At 62.3% G+C, this 22,651-nt stretch carries 22 protein-coding genes; 8 read left to right on the top strand and 14 right to left on the bottom strand.

Features of this window, described 5'->3' with window-relative positions; all coding sequences use genetic code 11:
• Nucleotides 1-10: 10 nt before the first annotated feature.
• The 5 genes from H1B27_RS31765 to H1B27_RS31745 are packed head-to-tail and all read right to left on the bottom strand — an operon-like array spanning nt 11 to nt 5,548.
• Nucleotides 11-1,060: a phosphotransferase family protein gene (locus tag H1B27_RS31765; RefSeq protein WP_197968755.1), complete on the bottom strand. Its 1,050-nt coding sequence runs from the start codon at nt 1,058-1,060 to the stop codon at nt 11-13.
• 5 nt (nt 1,061-1,065) lie between these two features.
• Nucleotides 1,066-2,310 carry an acyl-CoA dehydrogenase family protein gene (locus H1B27_RS31760; RefSeq protein ID WP_197968754.1) on the bottom strand — a complete coding sequence of 415 codons (1,245 nt, stop codon included), beginning with the start codon at nt 2,308-2,310 and terminating at the stop codon, nt 1,066-1,068.
• 22 nt (nt 2,311-2,332) lie between these two features.
• The gene (locus H1B27_RS31755; protein WP_197968753.1) at nt 2,333-3,127 is read right to left on the bottom strand and encodes an SDR family NAD(P)-dependent oxidoreductase; all 795 of its coding nucleotides are present in this window, start codon (nt 3,125-3,127) and stop codon (nt 2,333-2,335) included.
• Between the two features lie 10 nt (nt 3,128-3,137).
• Nucleotides 3,138-3,899 carry an SDR family NAD(P)-dependent oxidoreductase gene (locus H1B27_RS31750; protein WP_197968752.1) on the bottom strand — a complete coding sequence of 254 codons (762 nt, stop codon included), beginning with the start codon at nt 3,897-3,899 and terminating at the stop codon, nt 3,138-3,140.
• Nucleotides 3,896-5,548, bottom strand: a complete 1,653-nt coding sequence (locus tag H1B27_RS31745; protein ID WP_197968751.1) for an AMP-binding protein — start codon at nt 5,546-5,548, stop codon at nt 3,896-3,898. The genes H1B27_RS31750 and H1B27_RS31745 overlap by 4 nt, the downstream gene beginning before the upstream one ends.
• A 209-nt stretch (nt 5,549-5,757) precedes the next feature.
• Here H1B27_RS31745 and H1B27_RS31740 point away from each other — a divergent pair, with 209 nt between their 5' ends.
• Entirely contained in the window at nt 5,758-6,777 is a 1,020-nt protein-coding gene (locus H1B27_RS31740) for a zinc-binding dehydrogenase (protein WP_197968750.1), read from the top strand.
• Between the two features lie 50 nt (nt 6,778-6,827).
• On the opposite strand, the gene H1B27_RS31735 is transcribed toward H1B27_RS31740, so the two are convergent.
• From H1B27_RS31735 to H1B27_RS31715, 5 genes are read right to left on the bottom strand one after another with little or no spacing between them, the layout of a single operon-like run.
• Nucleotides 6,828-8,039, bottom strand: coding sequence for an ABC transporter substrate-binding protein (locus H1B27_RS31735; protein WP_197968749.1), 1,212 nt, complete (start codon nt 8,037-8,039; stop codon nt 6,828-6,830).
• Nucleotides 8,040-8,075: 36 nt separating this feature from the next.
• Nucleotides 8,076-8,771, bottom strand: a complete 696-nt coding sequence (locus tag H1B27_RS31730; RefSeq protein ID WP_197968748.1) for an ABC transporter ATP-binding protein — start codon at nt 8,769-8,771, stop codon at nt 8,076-8,078.
• Nucleotides 8,768-9,466, bottom strand: a complete 699-nt coding sequence (locus H1B27_RS31725) for an ABC transporter ATP-binding protein (RefSeq protein WP_197968787.1) — start codon at nt 9,464-9,466, stop codon at nt 8,768-8,770. The genes H1B27_RS31730 and H1B27_RS31725 overlap by 4 nt, the downstream gene beginning before the upstream one ends.
• Nucleotides 9,467-9,468: 2 nt before the next feature.
• Nucleotides 9,469-10,473, bottom strand: coding sequence for a branched-chain amino acid ABC transporter permease (locus H1B27_RS31720; RefSeq protein WP_197968747.1), 1,005 nt, complete (start codon nt 10,471-10,473; stop codon nt 9,469-9,471).
• 41 nt (nt 10,474-10,514) lie between these two features.
• Nucleotides 10,515-11,372, bottom strand: a complete 858-nt coding sequence (locus H1B27_RS31715; RefSeq protein ID WP_061879125.1) for a branched-chain amino acid ABC transporter permease — start codon at nt 11,370-11,372, stop codon at nt 10,515-10,517.
• A gap of 338 nt (nt 11,373-11,710) precedes the next feature.
• On the opposite strand from H1B27_RS31715, the gene H1B27_RS31710 reads away from it, so the two are divergent.
• A complete protein-coding gene (locus H1B27_RS31710; protein WP_197968746.1) occupies nt 11,711-12,577 on the top strand; it encodes a MaoC/PaaZ C-terminal domain-containing protein in 867 nt (288 codons plus the stop codon).
• A gap of 408 nt (nt 12,578-12,985) precedes the next feature.
• On the opposite strand, the gene H1B27_RS31705 is transcribed toward H1B27_RS31710, so the two are convergent.
• The 4 genes from H1B27_RS31705 to H1B27_RS31690 all read right to left on the bottom strand — a co-directional run bounded on the left by H1B27_RS31705 (nt 12,986) and on the right by H1B27_RS31690 (nt 16,590).
• Entirely contained in the window at nt 12,986-13,765 is a 780-nt protein-coding gene (locus tag H1B27_RS31705) for an SDR family NAD(P)-dependent oxidoreductase (RefSeq protein ID WP_197968745.1), read from the bottom strand.
• Between the two features lie 28 nt (nt 13,766-13,793).
• The gene (locus H1B27_RS31700; protein WP_197968744.1) at nt 13,794-15,011 is read right to left on the bottom strand and encodes an ABC transporter substrate-binding protein; all 1,218 of its coding nucleotides are present in this window, start codon (nt 15,009-15,011) and stop codon (nt 13,794-13,796) included.
• A 66-nt stretch (nt 15,012-15,077) separates the two neighbouring features.
• Nucleotides 15,078-15,479, bottom strand: coding sequence for a hypothetical protein (locus H1B27_RS31695; RefSeq protein WP_197968743.1), 402 nt, complete (start codon nt 15,477-15,479; stop codon nt 15,078-15,080).
• A gap of 73 nt (nt 15,480-15,552) precedes the next feature.
• Entirely contained in the window at nt 15,553-16,590 is a 1,038-nt protein-coding gene (locus tag H1B27_RS31690) for an amidohydrolase family protein (protein WP_197968742.1), read from the bottom strand.
• 173 nt (nt 16,591-16,763) lie between these two features.
• Here H1B27_RS31690 and H1B27_RS31685 point away from each other — a divergent pair, with 173 nt between their 5' ends.
• The 6 genes from H1B27_RS31685 to H1B27_RS31660 are packed head-to-tail and all read left to right on the top strand — an operon-like array spanning nt 16,764 to nt 21,891.
• Nucleotides 16,764-18,056, top strand: a complete 1,293-nt coding sequence (locus tag H1B27_RS31685) for an aromatic ring-hydroxylating oxygenase subunit alpha (RefSeq protein ID WP_197968741.1) — start codon at nt 16,764-16,766, stop codon at nt 18,054-18,056.
• Between the two features lie 11 nt (nt 18,057-18,067).
• Nucleotides 18,068-18,553 carry an aromatic-ring-hydroxylating dioxygenase subunit beta gene (locus tag H1B27_RS31680; protein WP_061879133.1) on the top strand — a complete coding sequence of 162 codons (486 nt, stop codon included), beginning with the start codon at nt 18,068-18,070 and terminating at the stop codon, nt 18,551-18,553.
• A 15-nt stretch (nt 18,554-18,568) separates the two neighbouring features.
• Nucleotides 18,569-19,330: an SDR family NAD(P)-dependent oxidoreductase gene (locus H1B27_RS31675; protein WP_197968740.1), complete on the top strand. Its 762-nt coding sequence runs from the start codon at nt 18,569-18,571 to the stop codon at nt 19,328-19,330.
• A gap of 56 nt (nt 19,331-19,386) precedes the next feature.
• The gene (locus H1B27_RS31670) at nt 19,387-20,130 is read left to right on the top strand and encodes a TetR/AcrR family transcriptional regulator (RefSeq protein ID WP_197968739.1); all 744 of its coding nucleotides are present in this window, start codon (nt 19,387-19,389) and stop codon (nt 20,128-20,130) included.
• The gene (locus tag H1B27_RS31665; RefSeq protein WP_197968738.1) at nt 20,127-21,023 is read left to right on the top strand and encodes a VOC family protein; all 897 of its coding nucleotides are present in this window, start codon (nt 20,127-20,129) and stop codon (nt 21,021-21,023) included. The genes H1B27_RS31670 and H1B27_RS31665 overlap by 4 nt, the downstream gene beginning before the upstream one ends.
• Nucleotides 21,024-21,048: 25 nt before the next feature.
• Nucleotides 21,049-21,891 (top strand): VOC family protein, encoded by an 843-nt coding sequence (locus H1B27_RS31660; RefSeq protein ID WP_197968737.1) that lies wholly within the window; start codon nt 21,049-21,051, stop codon nt 21,889-21,891.
• Nucleotides 21,892-22,651: the final 760 nt, after the last annotated feature.

The raw sequence follows: 22,651 nt of genomic DNA, 5'->3' as shown, positions 1-22,651 counted from the left end.
GGCGCCTTGCTCACTCACGGTCGCCGCCCTCCGCGATCAAGTCCACCCCTCGCTTGGCATAGGCACGCGCAAGCTTGCGTCCAATCCGCGCTGCGTCAGGCAAGACGTTGTTGCCCTGATCACCGCGTATGGCGACGCCGGCGCTCCCGACGGCTCCGCGAAACATAGCGAACACCTGATGAAACCGTCCCAACCGTTCGCGTGCGCCCGACAATTCATAATAGCGCTCGAGATAGTCTTGCTCGGGAGGAATCCCCAGTTCCTCCAGGGGAAGGCCGAGCAGGCCGCCGTTCTCGTCGGGCGCCATCTGATAGGCCTGACTGTTGAATGCCAGATCGACCAGGGGATGACCCAGCGTCGACAGCTCCCAGTCAAGGACGCCGATGACGCGCGGCTCCTTTGCGTCGAGCATCACATTGGCGATGCGGAAGTCGCCGTGGCATAGCGCAAGTGTCTGGCTCTCCGGAACGCGCTCTCCCAGCCAACCGACGATCTTGTCCAGGTCCGGATTATCGTCGTCACCGCGCCGGAACTGCTGCCATTGCGACGACCAACGCGTGAACTGGCGAGCAAAGTAGTTTCCTGGCCGTCCGAAATCGCCAAGCCCGAGCTTCTGATAATCGAGACGATGGATCGCGGCCAGCGTCGCGCACATCGAGCGATAACATTCGGTACGTTCGGCCGGAGTCAGCCCGTTCAGGGCAAACTCCTGAAAGACGCGCCCATCCAGCCACTCCATCAGATAGAAGGGCGTACCGAGGATCTCGCGATCCTCGCAGTAACGGTACGGCCTGGGCGTCTTCACGTCACTGCCCTGCAACGCGGTGAGCACCCGATATTCACGGTCGATGGCGTGCGCCGAGGGCATGAGGACGCTCCCCGGCTGCTTCCTCAGCACCCCGCGCCAGTCGCCCCGCGTGACGAAATAGGTCGGATTCGACATGCCGCCGCTCGTCCGCTCGACTTTCGTGCGAGCGGCGCCGCCGAGCCAGGACTTCAGGTAATCCTCCAGGCGAGCGATATCGAAATCGACATTGCGATCTGCCGCTGTGCCGCTCATGCCGGTCAGCTCGCGCGCTTGCCGCTGAAGCCGAATAAGTATTGGGCCACGCGCCGCATCTGAACCTCTTCGGTCCCCTCCGTGATCCGGTAGCGACGATGGTGACGGTAGATGTGCTCGAACGGCAGGGCCCGGCTGTACCCCATGCCGCCATGGACCTGCATGGCACGGTCCGCCGCCTCGCAGCACAGGCGATTTGCGCGGAAATTGCAGATCGAAACCATGTCGCTAATCTGCAGCGGATTCTGCCTGTCCATTTGCCAGGCCGTGCGGAAGATGAAGTTCCGCAGCATCTGGTATTCCGCCCACAGCTCAACGAGCGGGAATTGAATCGCCTGCTTCTTGGCGAGGGGCTCACCGAAGGCTTCTCTCTTGTTGGCGTATTTGACTGTTTCCTGGATGCAGTAGCGCGCAGCGCCGGCGCTGGCGGCTGCCTGACGAATCCTGTTCTCGTGCACGAAGCGCTGAGCGACGACGAGCCCTTCGCCCTCCTTGTGAAGGATGGCGCTGTCGGGCACGCGTACGTCCTTCAGCTCGGTCTCCGCGTGATCGCTCGGCATATTGAACGTCCAATGATTGTAGAGGACATTGTGGCCAGGCGCGTCGGTCGGGACGACGAACGCGGTGATACCCTTGGCATCGCCCGGCTTTCCCGACGTTCGCGCGAAGATCAGATTGGCGTGGGCTCTTGCAACTTGGCTATTCCACCGCTTGCGCCCGTTGATGACCCAGTGCGCACCGTCTTTCACAGCATTGGTTTCCAGCCAGGTCGCGTCGCTGCCGTGTCCGGGCTCGGTTAGGCCGAAGGACAGATGCTTCTTGCCGGTGATGATCCCTTCGATATAGGTCTTCTGCTCCTCGCTGCCGTAATCGGCGAGCGCGGGGATGATCGGAAAGTTGCCTACGATCGAGGATTCGTCCTGCAGATCGTTGTGCAGTCCGAGCCCGCGCGCCGCGAGGTGCTCGCGAATGGCGGCGATCGCCAGGTTGGAAGCGGCCTGACCGCCGCAGGATTTGGGCAGCCCGTAGCGCAGATGCCCTGCCTTGTCCGCTCTGCGTTCCATCTCGCTGATCAGCGCGCGCCACTCGGCGCGGGGGCGGCCATCGTGGTCCCAATCGGTCCGCGCATTCTCGCGGCGATGGTCGAAGAACTGCATGTTCTCGCGCTCAAGCGGCTTGATCTCGGCCTCGATGAACGCATCAAGCTCCGCGAGCTTGTCGGTAATCTCCTGCGGCAATTCGAAATCCACGGCTCTGCTTCCTTCCTTTTTGTTATTTGTTCGGGAGTGCTATCCGCCCGTATGGATGTGTGCTGCTGACGCCGCCGTCGACCGACAGCAACTGGCCGTCGACATAGGATGAGTCGTCGCTCGCCAGGAATGCGGCCGCGGCCGCGATCTCCTCCGCGCGCCCGGGGCGCTTCAGCGGCGTGACGTGGCCGAGCTTGCCCTCGATGCCGCGCGACCGCGCATCTTCGAAGACCTTGCTGGTCAGTTTGGTCTCCACGAGTCCGGGCAGTACGGCATTCACGCGCACGCCCGTCCCGGCAAGGGCGTTGGCGGCGGTCTGCGCGAGATTGTTCACGGCCGCCTTGCTTGCGCTGTAGGAGATCGCGCCGGCATTTGCCCGCAGAGAGGCCGCCGACGACGTCAGGATGATCGATCCATAGCCCTGCGCCGCCATGTGCCTGCCCGCGTACTTGATCGCCAGGAAACAACTGATCGTGTTGATCCGGTAGACTTCGCTCCATTCCTCCGTGGTCTGCTCGAGCAGCGGCGTGTTTGTTCCGGTCACGCCGATGTTGGCGAAGAAGACCTCAAGTCCGCCGAGATCAGAAACGCACCGCGACACGATGGCTTCGACATTCGCCTCGACCGAAGCGTCCGTGATCATCGCCGCTGCCTTTCCGCCATTTGCATTGATGAAGGCCGCGGTCTCTTCCGCATTGTTGGCCCGCCCGACGACCAGAACCGAGGCGCCCTCGTGCGCGAAGCGAATGGCGCTGGCGCGCCCGATACCGCTGCCGCCCCCGGTGACCACCGCACGTTTGCCCTCCAGCCGCTTCATCGTGGCGCTCCTATCTGCTGGGAACAGTCCATCCGCCGTCGGCCGTGACCGACGCTCCCTGGACGTAACTCGCCTCGTCGCTGGCGAGAAAAGCGGCCAGAGCCGCGATCTCCTCCGGCTCGCCGAAGCGGCCCATCGGCATCTCGACACGCCTCTTGGCGATCGTGGTGTCGTCGTATTGAGCGATCGAGGCAGGGGTCCCGATCATTCCGGGCGCGATCGCATTGACGCGGATGTTGTGCGCGCAGAGCTCGACAGCCGACGCTCGCGTCAGCCCGACCACCCCGGCTTTCACCGCGGCATAGGCGATGGCATCCTTGGTCGGATGTTCGGCTGCGATCGAGCTCAGATTGACGATCGATCCTCCGCCCCGCTGCACCATTTGTGGGACAGCTGCCTGCGTGGTCCAGATCAGGCCAAGCAGGCCGACCCCGAGCATTTTCTCGGCCGTCTCGGCATCGATTTGATCGAGCGGCTGAAACCTGGCGAATACAGCGTTGTTGATCAGCGACGCAATCGGCGATGCAAAATCCCGCTGGATCGCCTCGAACGCGGAATGAACCTCGGTGCGCTTTCCGACATCGGCCGTGTAGGCCCGGGCTTGGAAGCCCTTGGCCTGCAGCTCCTCGACCGCGGGTCCCAACCTGTGCGCGCTGACATCGACGCAGGCGAGGTGCGCTCCCTCGCTTCCAAGGCGCTCGGTAATGGCCAACCCGATGCCCCGTGCCGCCCCGGTCACGACGCAGACGCGGCCCGAGAAGCGCCCGCTCATGCGCTCGCCTTCTGAGCATCGCTGACGACCTCCTTCGCCTTCTCCTTCAGCAGGAACTTCTGAACCTTGCCGGCGGGCGTGCGCGGCAGATCGTCGATGAAAATGATCCGCTCGGGCCAGTACTGTTTCGCGACCTTGTTTGCGGCCATGTAGGTCTGAAGACCGGGAAGATCGAGCGTCTGCCCCGGCCGCAGGACCACGAACGCACAGGCCTTTTCTCCCAGCCGCTCGTCCGGATATCCGACGATCGAGGCAGATAAAACCGATGGATGTTTGAACAAAAGGTTCTCGATTTCGAGGACTGGCACGTTCTCGCCACCACGGATAATGATATCCTTGGAGCGGCCGTTGATGCGGATGTAGCCTTCCTCGTCCATGAAAGCCAAATCACCGGTGTCGAACCAGCCTTCCGCATCGAAGGGATTGAGATCCTCGCGCTTGTAGTAGCCGAGGCACATCTGGGCACCGCGGACCTTGAGCGCCCCCGTCTCTCCGACCGGAGCGGGGGAGCCATCCGGCCGCAGGACTTTCACCTCGACACCATCCAAGGGACGACCATCGGTCTTGGAGGATTTCTCGAGTGCGCGCTCCGGCTCTGTCAGCGTGCTCGACAGTGATTCCGTCATCCCCCAGAGCGAACAGACCTTCAGATTGAGCTCGCGATAGACGCGATCGATCAAGGCAGGAGGAATGGGCGCGCCGGCACAAAGGAATTTGCGTAGCTTCTCCGGTTTTGGCGCCCCTGCCGCGACCGCCTCACACATGTCGGCCAGGAACGTAGCGGCACCCGCCGAATAGGTAACGCCGTTCTCCGACATGATCGACACACCGCGTGACGGTTCCCAGACATCCTGGAAGATCACGGACGCACCGATCTTCAGACCAAGCAACATCCCCGCCGCAAAACCCGTCATGTGCCCGAGGGGCGAGCACACGAGCATGGTATCGTCGCTGCCAAGACCAAAACGTCCCGCGAGGGCGATGTTGCATGCCAGGAGCGTGTTCAAGCAGTGCATCACGCCTTTGGGAGATCCTGTCGTTCCCGACGTGAACATCAGGACCGCCATCTGATCGGGCGGAAGCGCGCCGACTTCACCTGGAGGAGGCGCTTCGAGGCGGTCATCCGATGCGAGTAGCGCTTGACGGAAGCTATTGGCTCCCATCCCGTCGACGACGATCACATGCTCGAGCTTCGGCTGCGCCGCCTTCAGGGCCTGCGCCATTTCCTCATGATCGAAGCCCCGGAACGACTTGGGGACGACCAGCAGCTTGGTCTCGGCAAATCCCAGCATGTAGTTGAGTTCATGCTCGCGAAAGATCGGCATCAGGGGGTTGACGACAGCGCCGACCCGAAACGCAGCCAGCGCGATGACGGCGGACTCCCACCAGTTTGGCAGTTGCACGGAGACCACGTCGCCCCGTCCAATCCCAAGCCGCTTCAGCGAAGCCGCCGCGCGCGCGATCCGGTCCGCCAACTCATGATAAGAAAGCCGGACCGGCTCATTGGGACGATCCGCCCGGTAAGCCAGCAGCGCAAGCTTGTCCGGCGTCGAGGTCACGCTGGCCTGGAGAAACTCGTCGAAATTCTTGTCAATCCAGAAGCCCTGCGATCGCATCGACTGCGCGTGCTTCGCTGCATCGAACCCCATGCTATCCTCCCCTAAGCCAAACTGAGGCCCCCGCGACTATGCGGTTTATTTGATGTGCTAGTTTACTATTTTTTCTCCGGGCCGCAAGTGCGATTTTTCCGCGCGGTGATCGTCATTATTGCGATCCAGTCACTTTCCTGCTTTCATTTCTGGTACACCAGCATCCTAATGCGAAAGAAGATTTCGAACACGGGACAGGGAAGACGCGAATGAAGGCAGCAGTTCTAGATCAACGCGGAGCAGACGGCCTGAGTTGGCGCGACTTTCCCGACCCTACTCCCAAGCCAGGCGAGTCCGTCCTGAGGATTGCCGCGTCGTCGCTGAACCGCGTAGATCTCTATATGCGGGACAACGGCGCTGGCATTACGCATACGCTCCCGCAGGTCCTCGGCGTAGAGGCCGCAGGCGAAATCGTCGAGACCGAGCCCGGCAGCGGATTGCGCAGGGGCGCAAAGGCGATCCTCTACTCCGTCGCCTTCTGCGGCAAATGCCGGTACTGCGAGGCCGGCGACCAGCCGCTCTGCGTCAGCGCCCGATTGATGGGAGAGCATCGTCATGGCGGTTTCGCCGAGTATGTTGCCATGCCCAACCGGTGCTTTTTTGAACTCCCGGACGAAGCGGACCTCACTTCGGCCGGGTCGTTGATGGTTGGCCATTTGACGGCATGGCGCATGATCTTCGGCAAGCGCGCGCTGCAGCCAGGCGAAAGCGTTCTCATTGTCGGCATCGGCGGAGGGGTCGCGGTCGCCTGCCTTCAACTCGCCCTTCTCGTGGGGGCTCGCGTCTACGTGACGTCGTCGAGCGACGCGAAAATCGCACGCGCGATCTCCCTGGGTGCATCGGGCGGGGTCAACTACACCAGGGATCCGGTTTCCAGCTCCATCCTGGAACTCAGCGGCGGCGGCGTTGATATGGTCATCGATTCCGTCGGGAAGTCGAGCTGGGGCGAGTCTCTGAAGTCGCTTCGGCGGGGAGGCAGGATCGTTACCTGCGGAGCGACGAGCGGCTCAAATCCCTCCGCGGATCTGCAGCGCCTCTTCATTCGGCAGCTTGAGGTGTATGGCTCGACGGGCGGCAGCGTCGGCGAGTTTCGTCAGCTGCTCGACGTCTTCAACCGCGGCCTGATCAAGCCTGCCGCCGATGAGACGTTCAAGATGGCTGACATCCGTTCCGCCTGTGCTCGCCTTGCGGCCGGTTCTCAGTTTGGAAAGATCGCGCTCCAGACTTGAAACCATTGGTGAAAGCCCGCGGCTGCACACCGCGGGCTTTCCGTTGCCTTTCACATCTTGCAGGCGGGATCGACCGCCGGGATGATATCGGAGCCCGCCTCGATCTTCTTGATCTCATAGGTAGGCTTGCCGTCCGAACCGGCGACGATCTGATTGATGGCCATCGGACGTATGGTTTGATGGTCTCCTGCCCGGATTTCGACATCACCCAGAACTGTCGTGGCCTTCAGGCCTTCGAGCGCGGAGCGCAAGGCATTGACATCGGTTGACTTCGCCTTGTTGAGGGAGGCAGCCATCAGCTCGATCGCAGCGTATTGGTCGGCAGCGGTATAGGGAGGCAATTGGCCGTTGTACTTCTCCTTCCAGGCCTTGACGAACGCTTCTGCCTTCGCGCCGGGAAAACCCGGCACGAAGCCGAGCGGCTGATAGACGCCCAGCACGGATTCACCCATCGCAGGAAGCACCTGCGGAATCACGAACGAGTTGCCGAGCACCATCTTGTACTTCTTGAACAGGCCGAACTGTTGCTGCTGCTTCGCAAGGTTGATCGCATCGCTTCCGAATATGGTGACGAAGAGCCCTTCCGCTGGATCGTTGCCCAACTCCGAGATCTTCGCGCCGAAGTCGGCCGTTCCGGACGGCGCGAACAGGACTTTTCCGACCGAACCGCCGAGGCCGGCGACCAGCGTCTTGAACTTGTCCGCGGCGTCGCGTCCGGCTGCGTAGTCAACCGCAAGAATGTCCCATTTCTTGACGCCCTGCGTCTTCAGGAAGTCCTTGACCGCTCCCATGATGATGGAGTCGCTCACATTGACGCGGAACAGGTTCGTCGAGCAGCCCTTCCCCGTGAGGCCATCCGCCTGGGCGAACACCTCCAGCATCAATGCTTTCAGCGCCGGCAGCTTGGCAGCAAGCGCCGGCGAAACGGCCGAGGTGTCCATGCCGGTGATGAAAACGGCTCCGTTCTTCTGGATCGCTCTCGTCGCGCCGTCGACCGCTGTATCGGGCGTGCCGGGATAGGTGATGAAATCAGCCTCGAGCTTCTTTCCCATGACGCCGCCCGCCGCGTTGACATGCTCGATCGCGAGGTTGACGGCGTTGGTCTGGCTTTCCTTAAGGCCAGCTAGTGGACCGCTGTCGATCAAGAGGACGCCGACCTTCACGGACTCTTGCGCCGATGCCGCCCCGGCGACCAGACCCAAGGTGGCACCGAGCGTCGCCAGTTGGATAAACCGCAGGACAGATTGACCGAAACTTCCCATATGTTTCCCTCCTCTTTTGACGATTGATTGCTCGCCTTACAAGGCCATGAGCGCCTGGTTTTCGGCGGCGCCGATCAGCTCGATCGGTCCCGCGCCAACAACCTCTCCCTTGGAGAGGATCACGAAGCGCTCGGCTGCCCGTTTCACGAGACTCAAATGCTGTTCGACCACAAGAACGCCCGTGCCGGCCTTGCGGATGTCGATCAAGGTATCGACCAAGCCGTCGACGAGCACCGGTGAAAGCCCCTCCGATGGCTCGTCGAGCAGAAGCAGGTTCGGGTTGGCCATCAATGCACGGCCGATCGCCAGCATCTGCTGCTGACCGCCGCTGAGCATCGTTCCCATCTGACCGGCCCGTTCCTCCAGAACCGGAAACAGCTTGAAAATGCTGCGCAGATCCCATGGCCCGGCCCGTCCAGTCGCCTTGCCGAGAAGCAGATTTTCCCTGACGGTCAGATTCGGCAGGAGCCGGCGTCCCTGGGGCGCGATCGAGATGCCCAGCTTGGCGGCCGTATACCCTGGCATGCGCTCGATGCGAGTGTCGCCGACCCAGATCGCGCCGCCGGTGACGTTCGTTTCCCGAAACAGGGAGAGCAACAGAGTGGATTTTCCGGCGCCGTTGCGGCCCACAACCGCCACCGACTCCCCGGCTTCGATCGTCAGGTCGGCACCGTGCAGCACCGTCGATGCACCGTAGCCGGCGAACAACGCTTCGATCCGGAGCAGGCTCATGCCGCGCTCCCGAGATATGCAGCGATCACTCGGCTATCCTTGCGGATCTCGGCGGGCGTCCCGGTGGCCAAATGCCGTCCGAGGTCGAGCACCGTGACCATGCCACAGCAGGCAAACACGGCTTCCACATCATGCTCGACGACCACGGCGACAATCTTCTGTTCGCTGACGAGCTCGCGAAGATGCTCGAACAGCCGTAAGGTTTCGACCGCCGACAAGCCCGCGCCCGGCTCGTCCATGAGAAGGATGTTGGGCCGACCGAGGAGCGCCAAGGCGACGTCGACCCTGCGCTGCACGCCGTATGCGATCCGGCCGGCCTGCTGATCGAGATAGGACCCTAGATCCATGAGGCGGATGATGTCGTCCAGCCGGTCGTCACCGAGATGCGCGGCGACCAGCTCGAGCTGCTCTCGGACGGTCAGGTCGGGAAAGATGCTCGTGCGCTGGAACGAGCGCGACATGCCATTGCGTCGCCGCCAGGCCACCGACCGCTTTGTAATGTCCTCTCCCCGATAGCGAACCAAGCCGGCGGTGGGACGCCGCCGGCCGCAGGCGGCGTCGAGCAAGGTGGACTTGCCCGCTCCGTTCGGGCCGATGATCCCATGCAGGACGCCTTGGTCATGCACGTCGAGATCGACGTCTGCAAGCGCTCGAAGCGAGCCATAGTTGACCGATAGTCCCTCGATCTTCAGCATGTTCAGGTCTTCCCTCGCGGACGATCGATGCCCGGCAAGACGCGTCGCACGGCCGCAACGAGACCGCCGACGACTCCGCGCGGAAACACCACGATGAAGAGCACGATCGCTGCACCGGTCAGCAACTGCGTCGCGCCCCGCGCTCCGAACTCATCCTGCGCGAACGCAAAGATCAAGCCGCCGGCCAAGGGCCCGACCGAGCCGGCGGTGCCGCCCATGAGCGCGGCGACCAGCGCATTCGTGCTCACCCCGAGACCAAGGCTTTCCGGCGACACGAAGCCGGCGTTCAGGACGTGAAGCAGGCCGGAAACCGCAGCGACGGCGTTGACCAGGATGTAGGCAACGACTCGCGGGACATAGGTGTTGAACCCGGAGAAGCGCATGCGCTCCTCGTTCTGACGGACCGCGCGCAGCGTCGCGCCGAGCCTCGACCGCGAGACGCTCCAGAGCGTCACTCCTATCAACCACACTGCGGTCCAGCCGATCGGCCAGAAATGCTGCGGATTGGCGAAGTCGGCCGCTTGCATGCCCAGAATCGCCCCCTTGAAGCTGACGACGAGGCCGTCGGCGCCGCCGGTATAATCGTGCACGGCTTCCAGCATCACGACATGCCTGATCATTTCGCCGGCAGCCAGCGTCAACATCATGAAGGCGAGCGGATTGGTGCGGACGATCAATGCGCCAAGCACAGCCCCATATGCGACCACCGCTAGAAAAGCGAAGACGATCGCAGCGCCCGGGCTCATGCCCCATTCGCTCATCGCGATCGCGAACAGATATCCGCTGCCGCCGTAAATGCTGGCCGCACCGAGCGCTACGAGACCGGCCTCGCTCATCAGGAAGGCGACACTCAATGCGAGCAAGCCCAAAAGCAGGCCTTCATTGGCCAGCTTGAGCGTGAAATCGCTCGCGAGATATCCCGGCAACACGCCTCCCAGGCCGAACAGGATCGCGCCTGCAACGATCGCAGCTGGCACACGAAAGGACGAACTCGCGTGCCCCAACATCGTGACCTCACGCAGATTCTTCTGAACAGGGGTTCCGCTGGTCAATTCAACACCCTTCCCCGACCGATCCCGCCGGGCGCGATCAGCAGCACGATCATGAGCAGCACATAGGGCACCAGCGCTGCCACATTCGGCAGAAATACCGAGCCCGCAACCTGGACGAAGCCGAACAGCAGAGCGGCAATGATCGCTCCCGCGATGCTGCCGGTGCCGCCAATCACCACGATGATGAGGCAATCGACGATCATGACGATGTCCATGCCCGGATCGATCGACAGATACGGACCGGCCAACACGCCGGCGATTCCAGCGAAGGCCGCACTGAGGCTGGTGACGAGCAAGCTCAGCTGATCGGAATTGATCCCCATCATGCGAGCGACGCCAGGATCCTGGCTGACGGCCCGGACAAACAGACCCGACGACGTGAATCTCAGCCAAACAGCCAGCGACACGCAGGACCCTAGCCCCATTAGAATCAGGAACACGCGGTACACGGGATAGGACAGGCCCAACACTGTGACTGATCCCGACAGGATCGCCGGCGCATCAATGCTGCGCGCCTCGCCGCCATAGATGAAGATAATGATCTGACCGAGAATGATACCGAGACCGAGCGTCACGAGCGCGACTTCGATGTGTGAACGGCTCTTGAGCGGCCGCAATACCAGAAATTCGAGAACGATCCCGACGAGGGCCAGCAGGATCGGAACGATCAGCAGCGCGAGCCAGAACCCCGTCACCTTGGCGACAGTGTAGCCAAGGTACGCACCCAACATATAGAGCGCGCCATGTCCGAAGTTGATGACGTCACGCAACCCATAGATCAATGCCAGACCGCTCGCGAGCATGATCAGGAGAGAGGCGAGCGCCAAGGAATTGGCGATGAGAAGCGCGATCAAAGTGAAGCCTCAGAACGCTGGGCGGCACCGTCGCACATGCTCAATGACCGCGCCGAAGGCGCGCGTTCTTCCTCTTGCAATTTGGCCTCCCTTTGCGCCTTGTCGAAACGGACCGGCACCGTCGTTATATTTCCCAGCTGAAGGGGTCGCCCCAAAACTGGTACACTTCTTTATTATATCTCGGCGTTCCGCGCAAACGATGTTTTGTCGCATTCTTGGCGGTTTTTGCGATGCATTGAGGATTTGTCGCAGTACAATACAGTCTGGGGAGGACAAATCGGTACGCATATAAACCAATAATCTCACCTAGCTTCACCAGCCTTGCAGAGGACGACAGGATGAACCTCGAGAACGTCAAGGCGCGCCATTTCCCGCCTATCTTCCAAACCTACGACTGGCGGTCCGCCGCGCTTTATGCGCTGAGCCTGGGAATGGGAATGGACCCGACGGACGAAGAGGAACTGCCTTACATCTACGAAGGCCGCGATCAACGACCTGTGCCGAGCATGTGCGTCACCCTCGGTTGGCCGCCCCTCTGGATCGCCGAACCGGCAATGGAGATCAGCTGGCCCCGCGTACTCCAGGGCGAGCAACGGTTCGAACTTCATCGCTCTCTTCCCCTTGGCGCAACGATAAGGGCCTCGCATCGGGTGAGAGCGGTGGCCGACAAGGGTGCCGGCCGTGGCGCGGTGCTATATTTCGATACGCAGATCGAGGACGCCGCGACCGAAACGCCATTGGCGAGCCTGACGGCCGCCAATTTCTTGCGGGACGACGGTGGCTGCGGCAATTTCGGAGACGTACCGGCCCCCTTGTCCGCATTTTCCTCTCGGGATCCTCCGGATCACGCGCTCGACTATTCCACGTTGGGACAGGCCGCGCTCCTGTACCGGCTCGCCAGCCACGACTACATGCCGATTCACGCCGATCCCAAACTCGCGCGCAGCGCCGGCTTCGACCGTCCCATCGCCCACGGCCTCAACACGCTGGGCATCGCCTGCCGCGCGATCCTCAAGCTCGTCCTGCCGCACGCGCCTCACCGCCTGCGAACGATGGCCGTGCGTTTCGTCTCGCCGGCATTCCCCGGCGACACCATTCGGGTTGAGCTGTTCAGGAGACCCGAGGGGATACGCTTTCGCGCATGGGCGGTCGAGCGGCAAACCCTCGTGCTCGACCGCGGCCGCTGCGAAATTTCTGATGGGTAACGAGCCTTCGCCAGGATATGGCCAGGCTATCCGCCAAGTTTGGCATGGCTGGGGCTTGCTCGTGATGGCCGGTATCCTTGGCGGGCCTCGTTCCGAACGGCGTTGCCGCTCGCCCCATCGCGTCGCCAGCGCTGACCGTTCCGTTTTCCCTGGTCTGGCGGAGCGAACCGCACAATCTGGTCGTCGACCGCTTCGTGACGATCGCGCGCCAGATGACCGGCAGCGAGGCCAATGAGCGATGGAGGGCACGCCGTCTGGATCGGCGCAACCCGCGTCTCGGCCATCGATCCACTCGCGCTGGCCGACATTCCCGTCCCGTCCAGCAATTTCCAGGACTTTCCTTTGAACTTCGCAAGCGGCAGGGATTCGTGCGGCGCGTGAACGTCCGGCGTCGTGCTCAGCGCGATTCTAGAAAACGGCGGGATAACGCCCACCGTCCAGCATGACGTTCTGGCCAGTCAGGTAGCCTGCATGGGCGCTGCAATAGAATGCACAGACGGCGCCAAACTCTTCGACACGCCCCATGCGCTTCGCCGGGCTGCTGGCGGCGGACGCGGCGACCTCTTCGTCCAGGGTCCGGCCGCTCTTTGCGGTCAGCTTCTGGATGTTGGAGCGGAGCCGGTCGGTTTCGAACTGCTCGGGCAGGAGACTATTGATCGTCACATTCGCGCCGACGTACTGGGCTGCGATCGCCTTGGTGAACCCGGTCAGCCCGATCCGCGCCGCGACGGATAGACTCAGAGCTGCGTGCGGCTGCTTTACCATGGCCGAGGTGATGTTGATGATCCTGCCGAACTTACGTTCGGCCATCCCGTCGATCACGGCACGGATCATCATGATCGCCGCGACCATGTTGCTGTCGGCCGCCGCCAGCCATTGCTCCCGCTCGAAGCTGTGCCAGTCGCCCACCGGCGGGCCGCCGGCATTGTTGACGAGGATATCCGGCCTGGGGCACGCCGACAGTGCCGCCGCGCGTCCGGCCTCCGTGGTGATGTCACCGGAGGCGGCGGCTACCGTCACGGAAAACTTCTGACGGATGGAGGCCGCGACTTGCTCAAGCAGGTCAGAGCGCCGCGCCGTCAGCACCAAGTTGACCCCCTCGGCGGCAAGCGCCTCGGCACAAGCCCGTCCCAACCCCTTACTCGCCGCGCAGACCAGCGCGGTGCGTCCACGAATTCCGAGGTCCATTGTCAGCTCGCCACTTTTGCAGGTTGATCTAGATCTGGATGACATCGCCCTGACCGACGAATTTCTCGCCGTCGAACTGGATCAGTTCCATGGCGTGAAAGGCGGCGTAGTCCGTCGACGAGTTCGAGAGCTTGATTCCGTTCAGAAGCAAAGGCAGCGAAAGATCCTTCAGCGAGGTCGCTTGCTTCAAGAGATTCTCTCGCGTCAGCTCATCGCCGCAACGCTTCAGCACCTCGGCGATCGCACAGGCGCAATTGTAACCGGGGACCGCATTGAGATCTTCCAGATTGTATTTGGGCATGTATTCGCCGACGAATTTCTTGAAGTCTTCGACTCCTGCATCGTTTGCGAAGGCCGCGTCACTGGGCGCCTTCTCCCAGCGCGCGGAATAGATACCTTTGCAATTCTCGAGACCGACGGGCACCAGCGTCTGCGCGATGCTGGCTGCGTTGGAGGCGATGATCTGAAGCGGCTTCCAGTTGGAGACCGCCACCTTGCGGATTCCCTGCGCGGCATAACGTTGGTTGGTGAACTGGATGAACGTATCCGCACCGGCCGCCTGGATCGAGATGACGGCGCTGTCTATGGTGGGATCGGTGACTTCGTGGGATTTCTCAGCAACGATCATCGTCTGAGCTTTGCTGCCGAGGCCCTGCTTCAAGCCGCGCAGATAATCCCGACCGAGGTCGTCGTTCTCGAACAGCACGCCGATCTTCGCGTTCGGTTTGTTTTCCAGCAGAAAGCGCCCGTAGATCATCCCCTGTGCGACATAAGAGGGGTACAGCGGAACGATCCACGGGAAGTTCGCGGGGTCATTGAACCGCTCCGATCCCGAGGTGAGGAACAGGTTCGGGACCTTCTTGGAATTGAGGTACTTCTGAACGGCAGCGTTGGTCGGTGTGCCCAAAGCTCCCGCAATCGCGAAGACGCCGTCAGACTCGACCAGTCTTCGCGTTTGCTCGATCGTCTTCGGCGGAGAGAATGCGTTGTCGAGCGAGATCAAATTGATCTTGCGGCCGTTGATGCCGCCGCGATCATTGATCATCTTGAAATAGGCCACTTGCGCCTCGCCATAAGAGGCGATCGCCGAAACCGGCCCGCTATACGCCGCCGTCGTTCCAAGCTTGATCTCGGTGTCGGTAACGCCCTCGTCGTAGGCGGCTCGCGCCTGCCGCCACAGGAACGGCGCGGCAATGGCGGACCCGGTGAGCGCGAGCGCGCGACGGCGTGTGAACTGGAACGTCATGTTCTCCCCACAATGTTGCGACCCCTCGACGCGCTCTCTTTTGTTTTTGTCATCAGCCCGACCGTGCTATTCGAGGAATATTGTCACCTCGGCACGGACGGACGGAAGCACCACATTATCGATCTCTTCAAAGTCCGCGTCGCTCATCTCGACGGCCGTCGAAAAGCTGAGCGCGTCCATGTGGCCGTTGAGAACGGCCGGATACGACCATTCGATCCTGGCGAGGGTGCGATCGCCGGCGCGGAATTCGATCGCGAGCGGCTGCGGATCGCTCGATCCTTGCCCACTCTGATAGCCGTCGCCGATGCAATAGATCTCGAATTGGAACGACCCGGGCGCGCGGCGCTGGATCGCGATCTCGATGTCCAGCAGGCCGAACGCTGCATCGTCCTGCACGTCCTCATGATAGAAATAGACGAAGGGGATCCGGCCGTACCGGCTCGCGCCCCGGCTTAGATCCGACGGCACTTGGGCATCGCTCCGGCCCGGCGTCCGGGGCGGCACCGGGCCGAGCAGACACATCTGAGGGAGCGATCTGCATTCAGTCATGGGAGTGTGCCCGTAGTGATCCGGTCTCTGCGTCGGCCTCGCCCGAAAATCCCTTCACGTCGTAGACCTTGCCGAGAACGCCGAAGGCATTTTCCGTCAGGGCGGCCGGGTCCAGCACGCGATGGGCGAACGCGCCGGGCTGTCGCTGCATGATTGTGAACGGGTAATCGGACCCGACAACGATGCGATCGCTTCCGACGGTTTCGGCCAGGAACGACAAAGACGCGGCGTCGTAGAGAATGGTGTCGTACCAGAATCTTCTGGCGATCTTCGAGGGCGCCTGCTGCATCTGGCCCTTGAGACCCAGCGACCAGCCGACATCGAGGCGCGGCAGTATCCAGGACAGCGCCCCGCCGCCGTGACTGAGCAAGACCCTCAGGCGTGGAAACCGCTCTAGAATGCCTGCCGCCAGCAAAGACACCGAGGCAAGCGCGGTTTCGAGCGGGAATATCGCCACCGCACCGAACTCCGGACCGGCCCCTATCCTCTCGACGCCGACGGGATGCAGCGGATGGACGAAGATGGTGAGATCCATCGCTTCCGCGGCCTCATAGAGTGGCAACAGCGCTTTACTTCCCAACGCGACGCCGTCGATGTGCGTTCCGATTTCGAAACCGGCAAACCCTAGCGCCTTGAGCGTGGTAAGCTGGCGAACGGCGCGTGGAACGTCCTGCGCACAGACCATTCCGATGCCGGCGAAATTGCGCGGTTCGCGCGAGATCATTCCGGCGATCTGCGCGTTCATGATGTCGGCGAGGTATTCCGCGTCTTGCGGCGGCAGCCAATGCGACAGCAACTCCGGCATCGGCGAGAGCACCTGCATGTCGATGCCTTCGTCGGCCATGTCCGACAGCCGCCGCTCGACGTCCCAGGAGCGCGCATCGATTTTGCGGAAGACCTTGCCGGCGATCATCACAGCGGCCTGGTCGCCGCCGGTGAATTGAATGCTCGGCCAGCGCGCGTCGCGGGCGGAATCCGCCAGAAGTCGCGAAGGCACGACGTGGGTGTGAACATCGATCACGGCGCCCACCGCGTTTCTCCCTGCTGCTTCGCCGCACCGATGGGTCCGCGGCTGCCCGCGCTCAGAGCGATCGTGTTTTTACTTTACAAACAGGATTGATTGTTTCTAATCTTGAGTCAAGACGCGTTTAAAGCGTCGGGGACCACCTCCAGGGTGGCCCCCTGACATCGAAGGGAAACGCCATGGATGCGAACAGTGCCGAGCCGGCCTTGCTAGTGGATCCCGCCCAGAGAATCTTCAAGGTCGCCCGCCGCAATTTCGTCGATCACGACATATTCGAGGCGGAGAAGGCGAGGATCTTCGACCGATGCTGGCTTTATCTCGGCCACTCCTCGGAATTGCCGAAGCCAGGCGACTTCATCACCCGCACCGTGGCGGGCCGCAACATCCTGTTCACGCGCGACGTGAAGGGCCGGCTTCGCGCCCTGATGAACACCTGCCCGCATCGCGGCGCCCAGGTCTGCCGCGAGCGGAAGGGCAACGCCAAGTCGTTCCAGTGCTTCTACCATGGCTGGACTTTCAGCGCTGACGGCAAGTTGCGGGGCCAGCCGGGCGAGGAATCCTATCCCGACGACTTCAAGTCTCGCAGCACCTCGAACATGCAGCCGGTGCCGCGCTACGAGAGCTATCGCGACTTCAACTTCGTGTCCTTCGACCCGAATATCGTGTCGCTCGAGCAATATCTCGGCAACGCCAAGGAGTATCTCGACGTCATCTGCGGTCAGACCGACGCGGGCATGTCGATCGTGGCCGGCAGCCAGGAATACTCGATCCGCGCCAACTGGAAGCTGCTGACCGAGAACAGTATCGACGGCTACCACGCGGTCACGACGCATGCGAGCTATTTCGACATCCTGATGAACACCACTGACAATATGAGCTCGGGCACCGGCGGCGGCTTTGGATACGATCTCGGCGGCGGACATGCGGTGCTGGAATATGGCGCGCCGTGGGGCCGTCCCGTCGCACAATGGATCCCCGGATGGGGCGAGCCCGGCAAGGCCGAAATTGCCCGGCTGTACGACAAGCTGGTGGCGCAGCACGGCAAGGACCGCGCCGACCGCATCGCCCTGAAAAACCGCAACCTGTTCATTTTCCCCAACCTCGTCGTCAACGACATCATGGCCCTCACGGTGAGGACCTATTTCCCGATGGCCCCAGACTACATGGTGATCAACGCTTGGGCGCTCGCGCCGAACGACGAGACCACATGGGCGCGCAAATACCGCCTCAACAATTTCCTCGAATTCCTGGGACCCGGCGGTTTCGCGACGCCGGACGACGCTGAAGCCCTCGAGCATTGCCAGCGCGGTTTCAAGAACTCGAAAGAAGCGCTGTGGAACGACATCTCGAAGGGCATGGGCAAGGAGAACCCATCGCACAACGACGAGCTGCAGATGCGCGCGTTCTGGACGCAGTGGAATCGCCTGATGTTTCCGGGGCCGGTCCCGAACATCAAAGACGTTGCGGCTTGAGGAGGCGGAGCATGAACGCGGTCAACCGTTCGGACGTCGAGGACTTTCTGTTCGCCGAAGCCGACCTGCTCGATCAATGGCGACTGCCTGAATGGCTGACGCTGTTCACGGAGGACGCCAAATACGAGGTGCCCTGCACCGACCTCGCGCCCGACGCATCGCCGGACACCAGCCTGTTCTATATCGCCGACGACCGCGTCCGGCTTGGCGAGCGGGTCAAGCGGCTGATGAAGCGAACCGCTCACGCCGAATTCCCGCATTCAAGGACAAGCCGGATCGTCGGCAATGTCCGCATCCGTGGCCGGACCGAGCGCGAGATCGACGTGAGCTGCGTGTTCCAGACGCTGCGAACCAAGGACGGCACCACTGATCTTTATTTCGGGACCAGCAACTACAAGCTTGCGACCGATGGCGAGGGCCTCAAGATCCGGGAGAAGCGCTGCCTGCTCGGCAGCGAGGGGCTGCGCCCCTCAGGCCGCATCAGCATCGTGCTCTGACCTGACGGACAGTGGATGAACGCTCGTTTTACCAACCAGGTGGTCGTCGTCACCGGCGCCGCCAGCGGAATTGGCGCCGTCATAGCCAGGCATTTTGCCGAAGGCGGCGCTCGCCTTGTCCTGTCGGACGTCGACGACAAGCAGCTCGACACAGTGGCGCGGGATATCGCGTCAAGCGGGCATGAGAAGCCGACGATCAAGGCCGGCGACCTCTCGAAGGAGGAGATCGCCGGCGCCCTCATCCGCACGGCAGTTGACACCCATGGAACGCTTGACGTGCTCGTGAACAATGCCGGCGGCGGCATCATCAAGCCTTTCCTCGAACATACGCCGGACACCCTACGCACGACCATCGACCGCAATCTGTGGACGACGGTGTGGTGCACGTGGCACGCCGTTCCCGTCATGAAGGAGAAGGGGTATGGCCGGGTGGTCAATATCGGCGCCGACTCGGTCCGCAACGGCCTGTGGGACCACGCCGCCTACAATGCCGCCAAGGGAGGCGTGCATGCTATCGCGACGGGCCTCGCCCGCGAGTTCGCCAAGGACGGCATCACCTTCAACGTAGTCGCACCCTGCATCGTCAATACGCCGCAAGTGCAGAAGGCCACGCTGATGTCGGCGCAGGCGCTGCAACGATTTGTCGATGTCGTCCCGATGGGCCGGGCCGGCGATATGGACGAGATCGCGTCGATGGTATGCTACCTCGCCTCGAAGGAGGCGTCGTTCGTCACCGGCCAAGTTATCAGCGTGAATGGCGGCAGCACGATGCTGTGACGGAAGTGGTCGCCGGCTCGCTGGCGAAGACGTCTCCGATCCCGAAGAGAGTGCCCATGTCGAATACCAAGGATCCCAAACCGGCCGACCAGTCCGGCGCCCGAATACTGAAGGCGCCCGCCCCGCGCCAGAAGCTCCGCTCGCGCCGCGACAGCTCGGCCGAACCGACCTATGCCCCACGTCGGACCCAGGCTGAGCGCAGCGAGACCACGCGCAAGCTCCTGCTCGAGGCCGCAGCAAAGCTGATCCGGAAGGATGGATTCGGCGGCTTGCGGACCATCGAAGTCGCCAAGCTGGCCGGGGTCTCCCGCGGGGCCCTGCTCCACCATTTCCCGAGCAAGCACGCCCTCGTGGTGGAGCTCATGGCCTACGTCAATGAAATGACCTTCGCGCAGAGCACGCGCCGCGCCCGGTTGGCCCGCAGCAGCGGCGATCTGATCGGCGATATCATGGACGACGCCAAGGACTATTTCTTCGGGGATCACTTCTTCATTGGGCTCGCGCTCGCCATGAGCGACGAGAGCACGCGCCGGCTCAGGCACGAGACCTCGCAGTTCACGCGCCAGATCCGCTTCTCGATCGAGGCCGCCTGGCTGGATACGCTGATTGCATCGGGTCTGCCCAAACAGTCGGCCAGCGACATTCTCGCGCTGACGTTGAGCGTGGTCCGCGGATTTGCGGTGCGAACGCTGATCGAGAACGATCCCGAGCAGTTCACGCGACTGATGGGCGCCTGGCGCATGATCGTCGGCCAGCACATCGCGGCCTTGAAGTCCAAGCGATCGGGGAAACAGAAATGACGGCGACGAAGCAGCCGCCTGCATCACCACGCGGCCCCGCGATCCAGCTCTGCTACGTCCGGCTCGCGATGCAGGCCCCGGAGCCGGCGGCGGCCTTCGCCACCGAGATTCTCGGTCTGCAGCACGTCAGGAGCGATCTGGAGCCCTTCCTCTATCGCTCCGACCAGCGCTACTACACGCTTTGTCTGGCCGGCGGCGCCGAGAAGCCGAGCATCGGCATCGAGATCGCGGACGATCGCGAGCTCGACCGCATCGCGCAGGCGCTGGCGAGCCGCGGCTTGTCCGCGCGCGAGGCATCGAAGGATGAGTGCGCCCAGCGCTTCGTCCGCCGCGCACTGATTGTCGAGGACGCCAGCGGCAACGAGATTGATCTGGTGCTGCGGCCCGCTCTGAGCGGCCGCCGCTATTTTCCGAGCCGCGACGCCGGCGTCACGGGTTTGCAGGGGGTCGGTCTGCGCAGCCGCGCGATGCAGGACGATCTTGATTTGTGGACCGCCATTCTCGGTGCCAGGATTACCGACAGGGTCGGCGAGATCGCCTACCTCGGGATCGATCAAATGCATCATCGCGTGGCGCTCTACCCATCGGACCGAGCCGGGCTCGTCTACGTCTGCTACGCGGTCGAGAGCATGGATGCCCTTATGCGAAACAACTACTTCGTCGAGGAGCGGCAGATCAGGATCGTGCACGGCCCGGGACGCGAGCCGGCCTCGCGGCAGATGTTCGTCCGGTTTGCCGGGCCGGAAGGCTACATTTTCTGCTATGGCTACGGCCTCGGGGATTTGCAGCCCGATCATCGTCCGCGGCAGTTTACGCCTGAAGCGTCCTCGCTCTGCGAATGGGGCAGCCGGTGCATCGACATCGCGGAATTGCGGCCGGCGCAAGCCGGTTGAGCTGACGTCCACCGAGGAAAAACACATGATCGAGCTCAAGGATCTCTCATACGTCCGCTTCGGGACGTCGAACCTCGAGGACGCCGAAAGTTTCGCGACCAAGTGTCTTGGCCTGCAGGTCGGTGAACAATCGGGGAAGGCGCTCTACCTTCGCTCGGACGACCGTGCTCATACGCTGTGCTATTTCGAGGGCGATCCGGCCGAGCAGACCGTCGGGTTCGAAGTCGATGACGAGGCCCAGCTCGATGCGGCGGCGGCGACGCTGGACCAGTTGGGTCACCCCGTGCATGCGGGAACGGCGGGCGAATGCGCGTCGCGCAAGGTCAAGGCATTCATCGGCTTCAAGGACCCGAGCGGCAACCACATCGAGCTGGTGGTACGGCCGGAACGCAGCGGCAAGCGCTATTTCGGATCCCGCGACGCCGGCATCACCGGCTTCAGCCATGTCGGCCTGTTCACGAGCGATCCCGCGCGGGACGAGCGGTTCTGGACCCAAGTTTGCAACGCACGCGTCAGTGACCGCATCGGCGACGTCGCGCTTATGCGGGTCAACGCCATCCATCACACCATCGCCCTGGCACCGGGACCGAAAGCGGGCGTGCACCACGTCAATCATCAGGTCGAGAGCAATGACGACGTGCTGCGCTCCTACTATCATCTGTCGGAGAAGCGTGTGCCGATCGTGTTCGGGCCCGGCCGTCATCCGACATCAGGCGCGCGCTTCCTCTATTTCCGTGGCCCGGATGGCATGGTGTTCGAATATTCGATCGGCGTAGACGAGATCGAAGACGAGGACACTCACCGGCCGCGCCAGTTCGGTTTCGAGCCGTCGAGCCTCTGCATGTGGGGTTCCAAGCGCAACTGGTGAGTGGACGCGCCGCCGTGTCCTCCGTTTGTCCTCGCTAAATCGGCGGTCCAGACCGCTGAAATCAGTTTCCGCTCTGCACCCGAGAGCCGACGCCCCACGGAGCATTCCGCTGGGCAGCGATGGGCCAACAGCAGTCACCGTCAGCATTTTGGTTGATCGTCTCTGAAGGCCATCCGAGCATTGGATCGTGAAGACGTGAACCGCTGTTAGAAAGACCCGTGGTAAGTTAAAGTTATGCTCAGCCCTGAACCACGAGTACGGGACGTACCGAAGTTGCTCACCGACGATCAAATTGTTTCATCACCGCTCATCGTCAATGGCCTGACGTCCGACCGCGCAAGCAAGTGAACCCGTGGCTCTGCGCACTTTGTCTGCTGCCAGATTTCGTGGCGCTCCCCGTACTTGCCGGTCTCGGCATGCAGCGGCTGCTGCGATATCTAGTCACTCAGCGGAAGAAGGATAGCTAGTCGTCCGTGAAGAGCGGCTAAGCGATTGAGCTAGAATCGCATTTGTCTTTGTGGGCTGTTTTGCGATTGCAGGGTTTTGATGCTTGGGGCATCGGAACCTTGCAATTTCATTTTCAGGATTCCGTCGAATCGCCAGTCATGATTCCGTCGTCGCATCGGAGGTGGCGATGCGACCGAAGAAGCACAGGACGACGGAATCGGGCGATCTGTTCCGGGCCAGGCTGGACCAGATCATCAATATGAAGCACGAGCTGGTTCAGCTTGCCGGCAAGGTCGATTGGGACTGGATCGAC

Origin of the sequence: Bradyrhizobium diversitatis, from assembly GCF_016031635.1 — a bacterium.
GTDB classification, from domain to species: domain Bacteria; phylum Pseudomonadota; class Alphaproteobacteria; order Rhizobiales; family Xanthobacteraceae; genus Bradyrhizobium; species Bradyrhizobium diversitatis.
The sequence above is the reverse complement of the archived record's forward strand: the minus strand, read 5'-3'. Positions and strand labels throughout refer to the sequence as shown.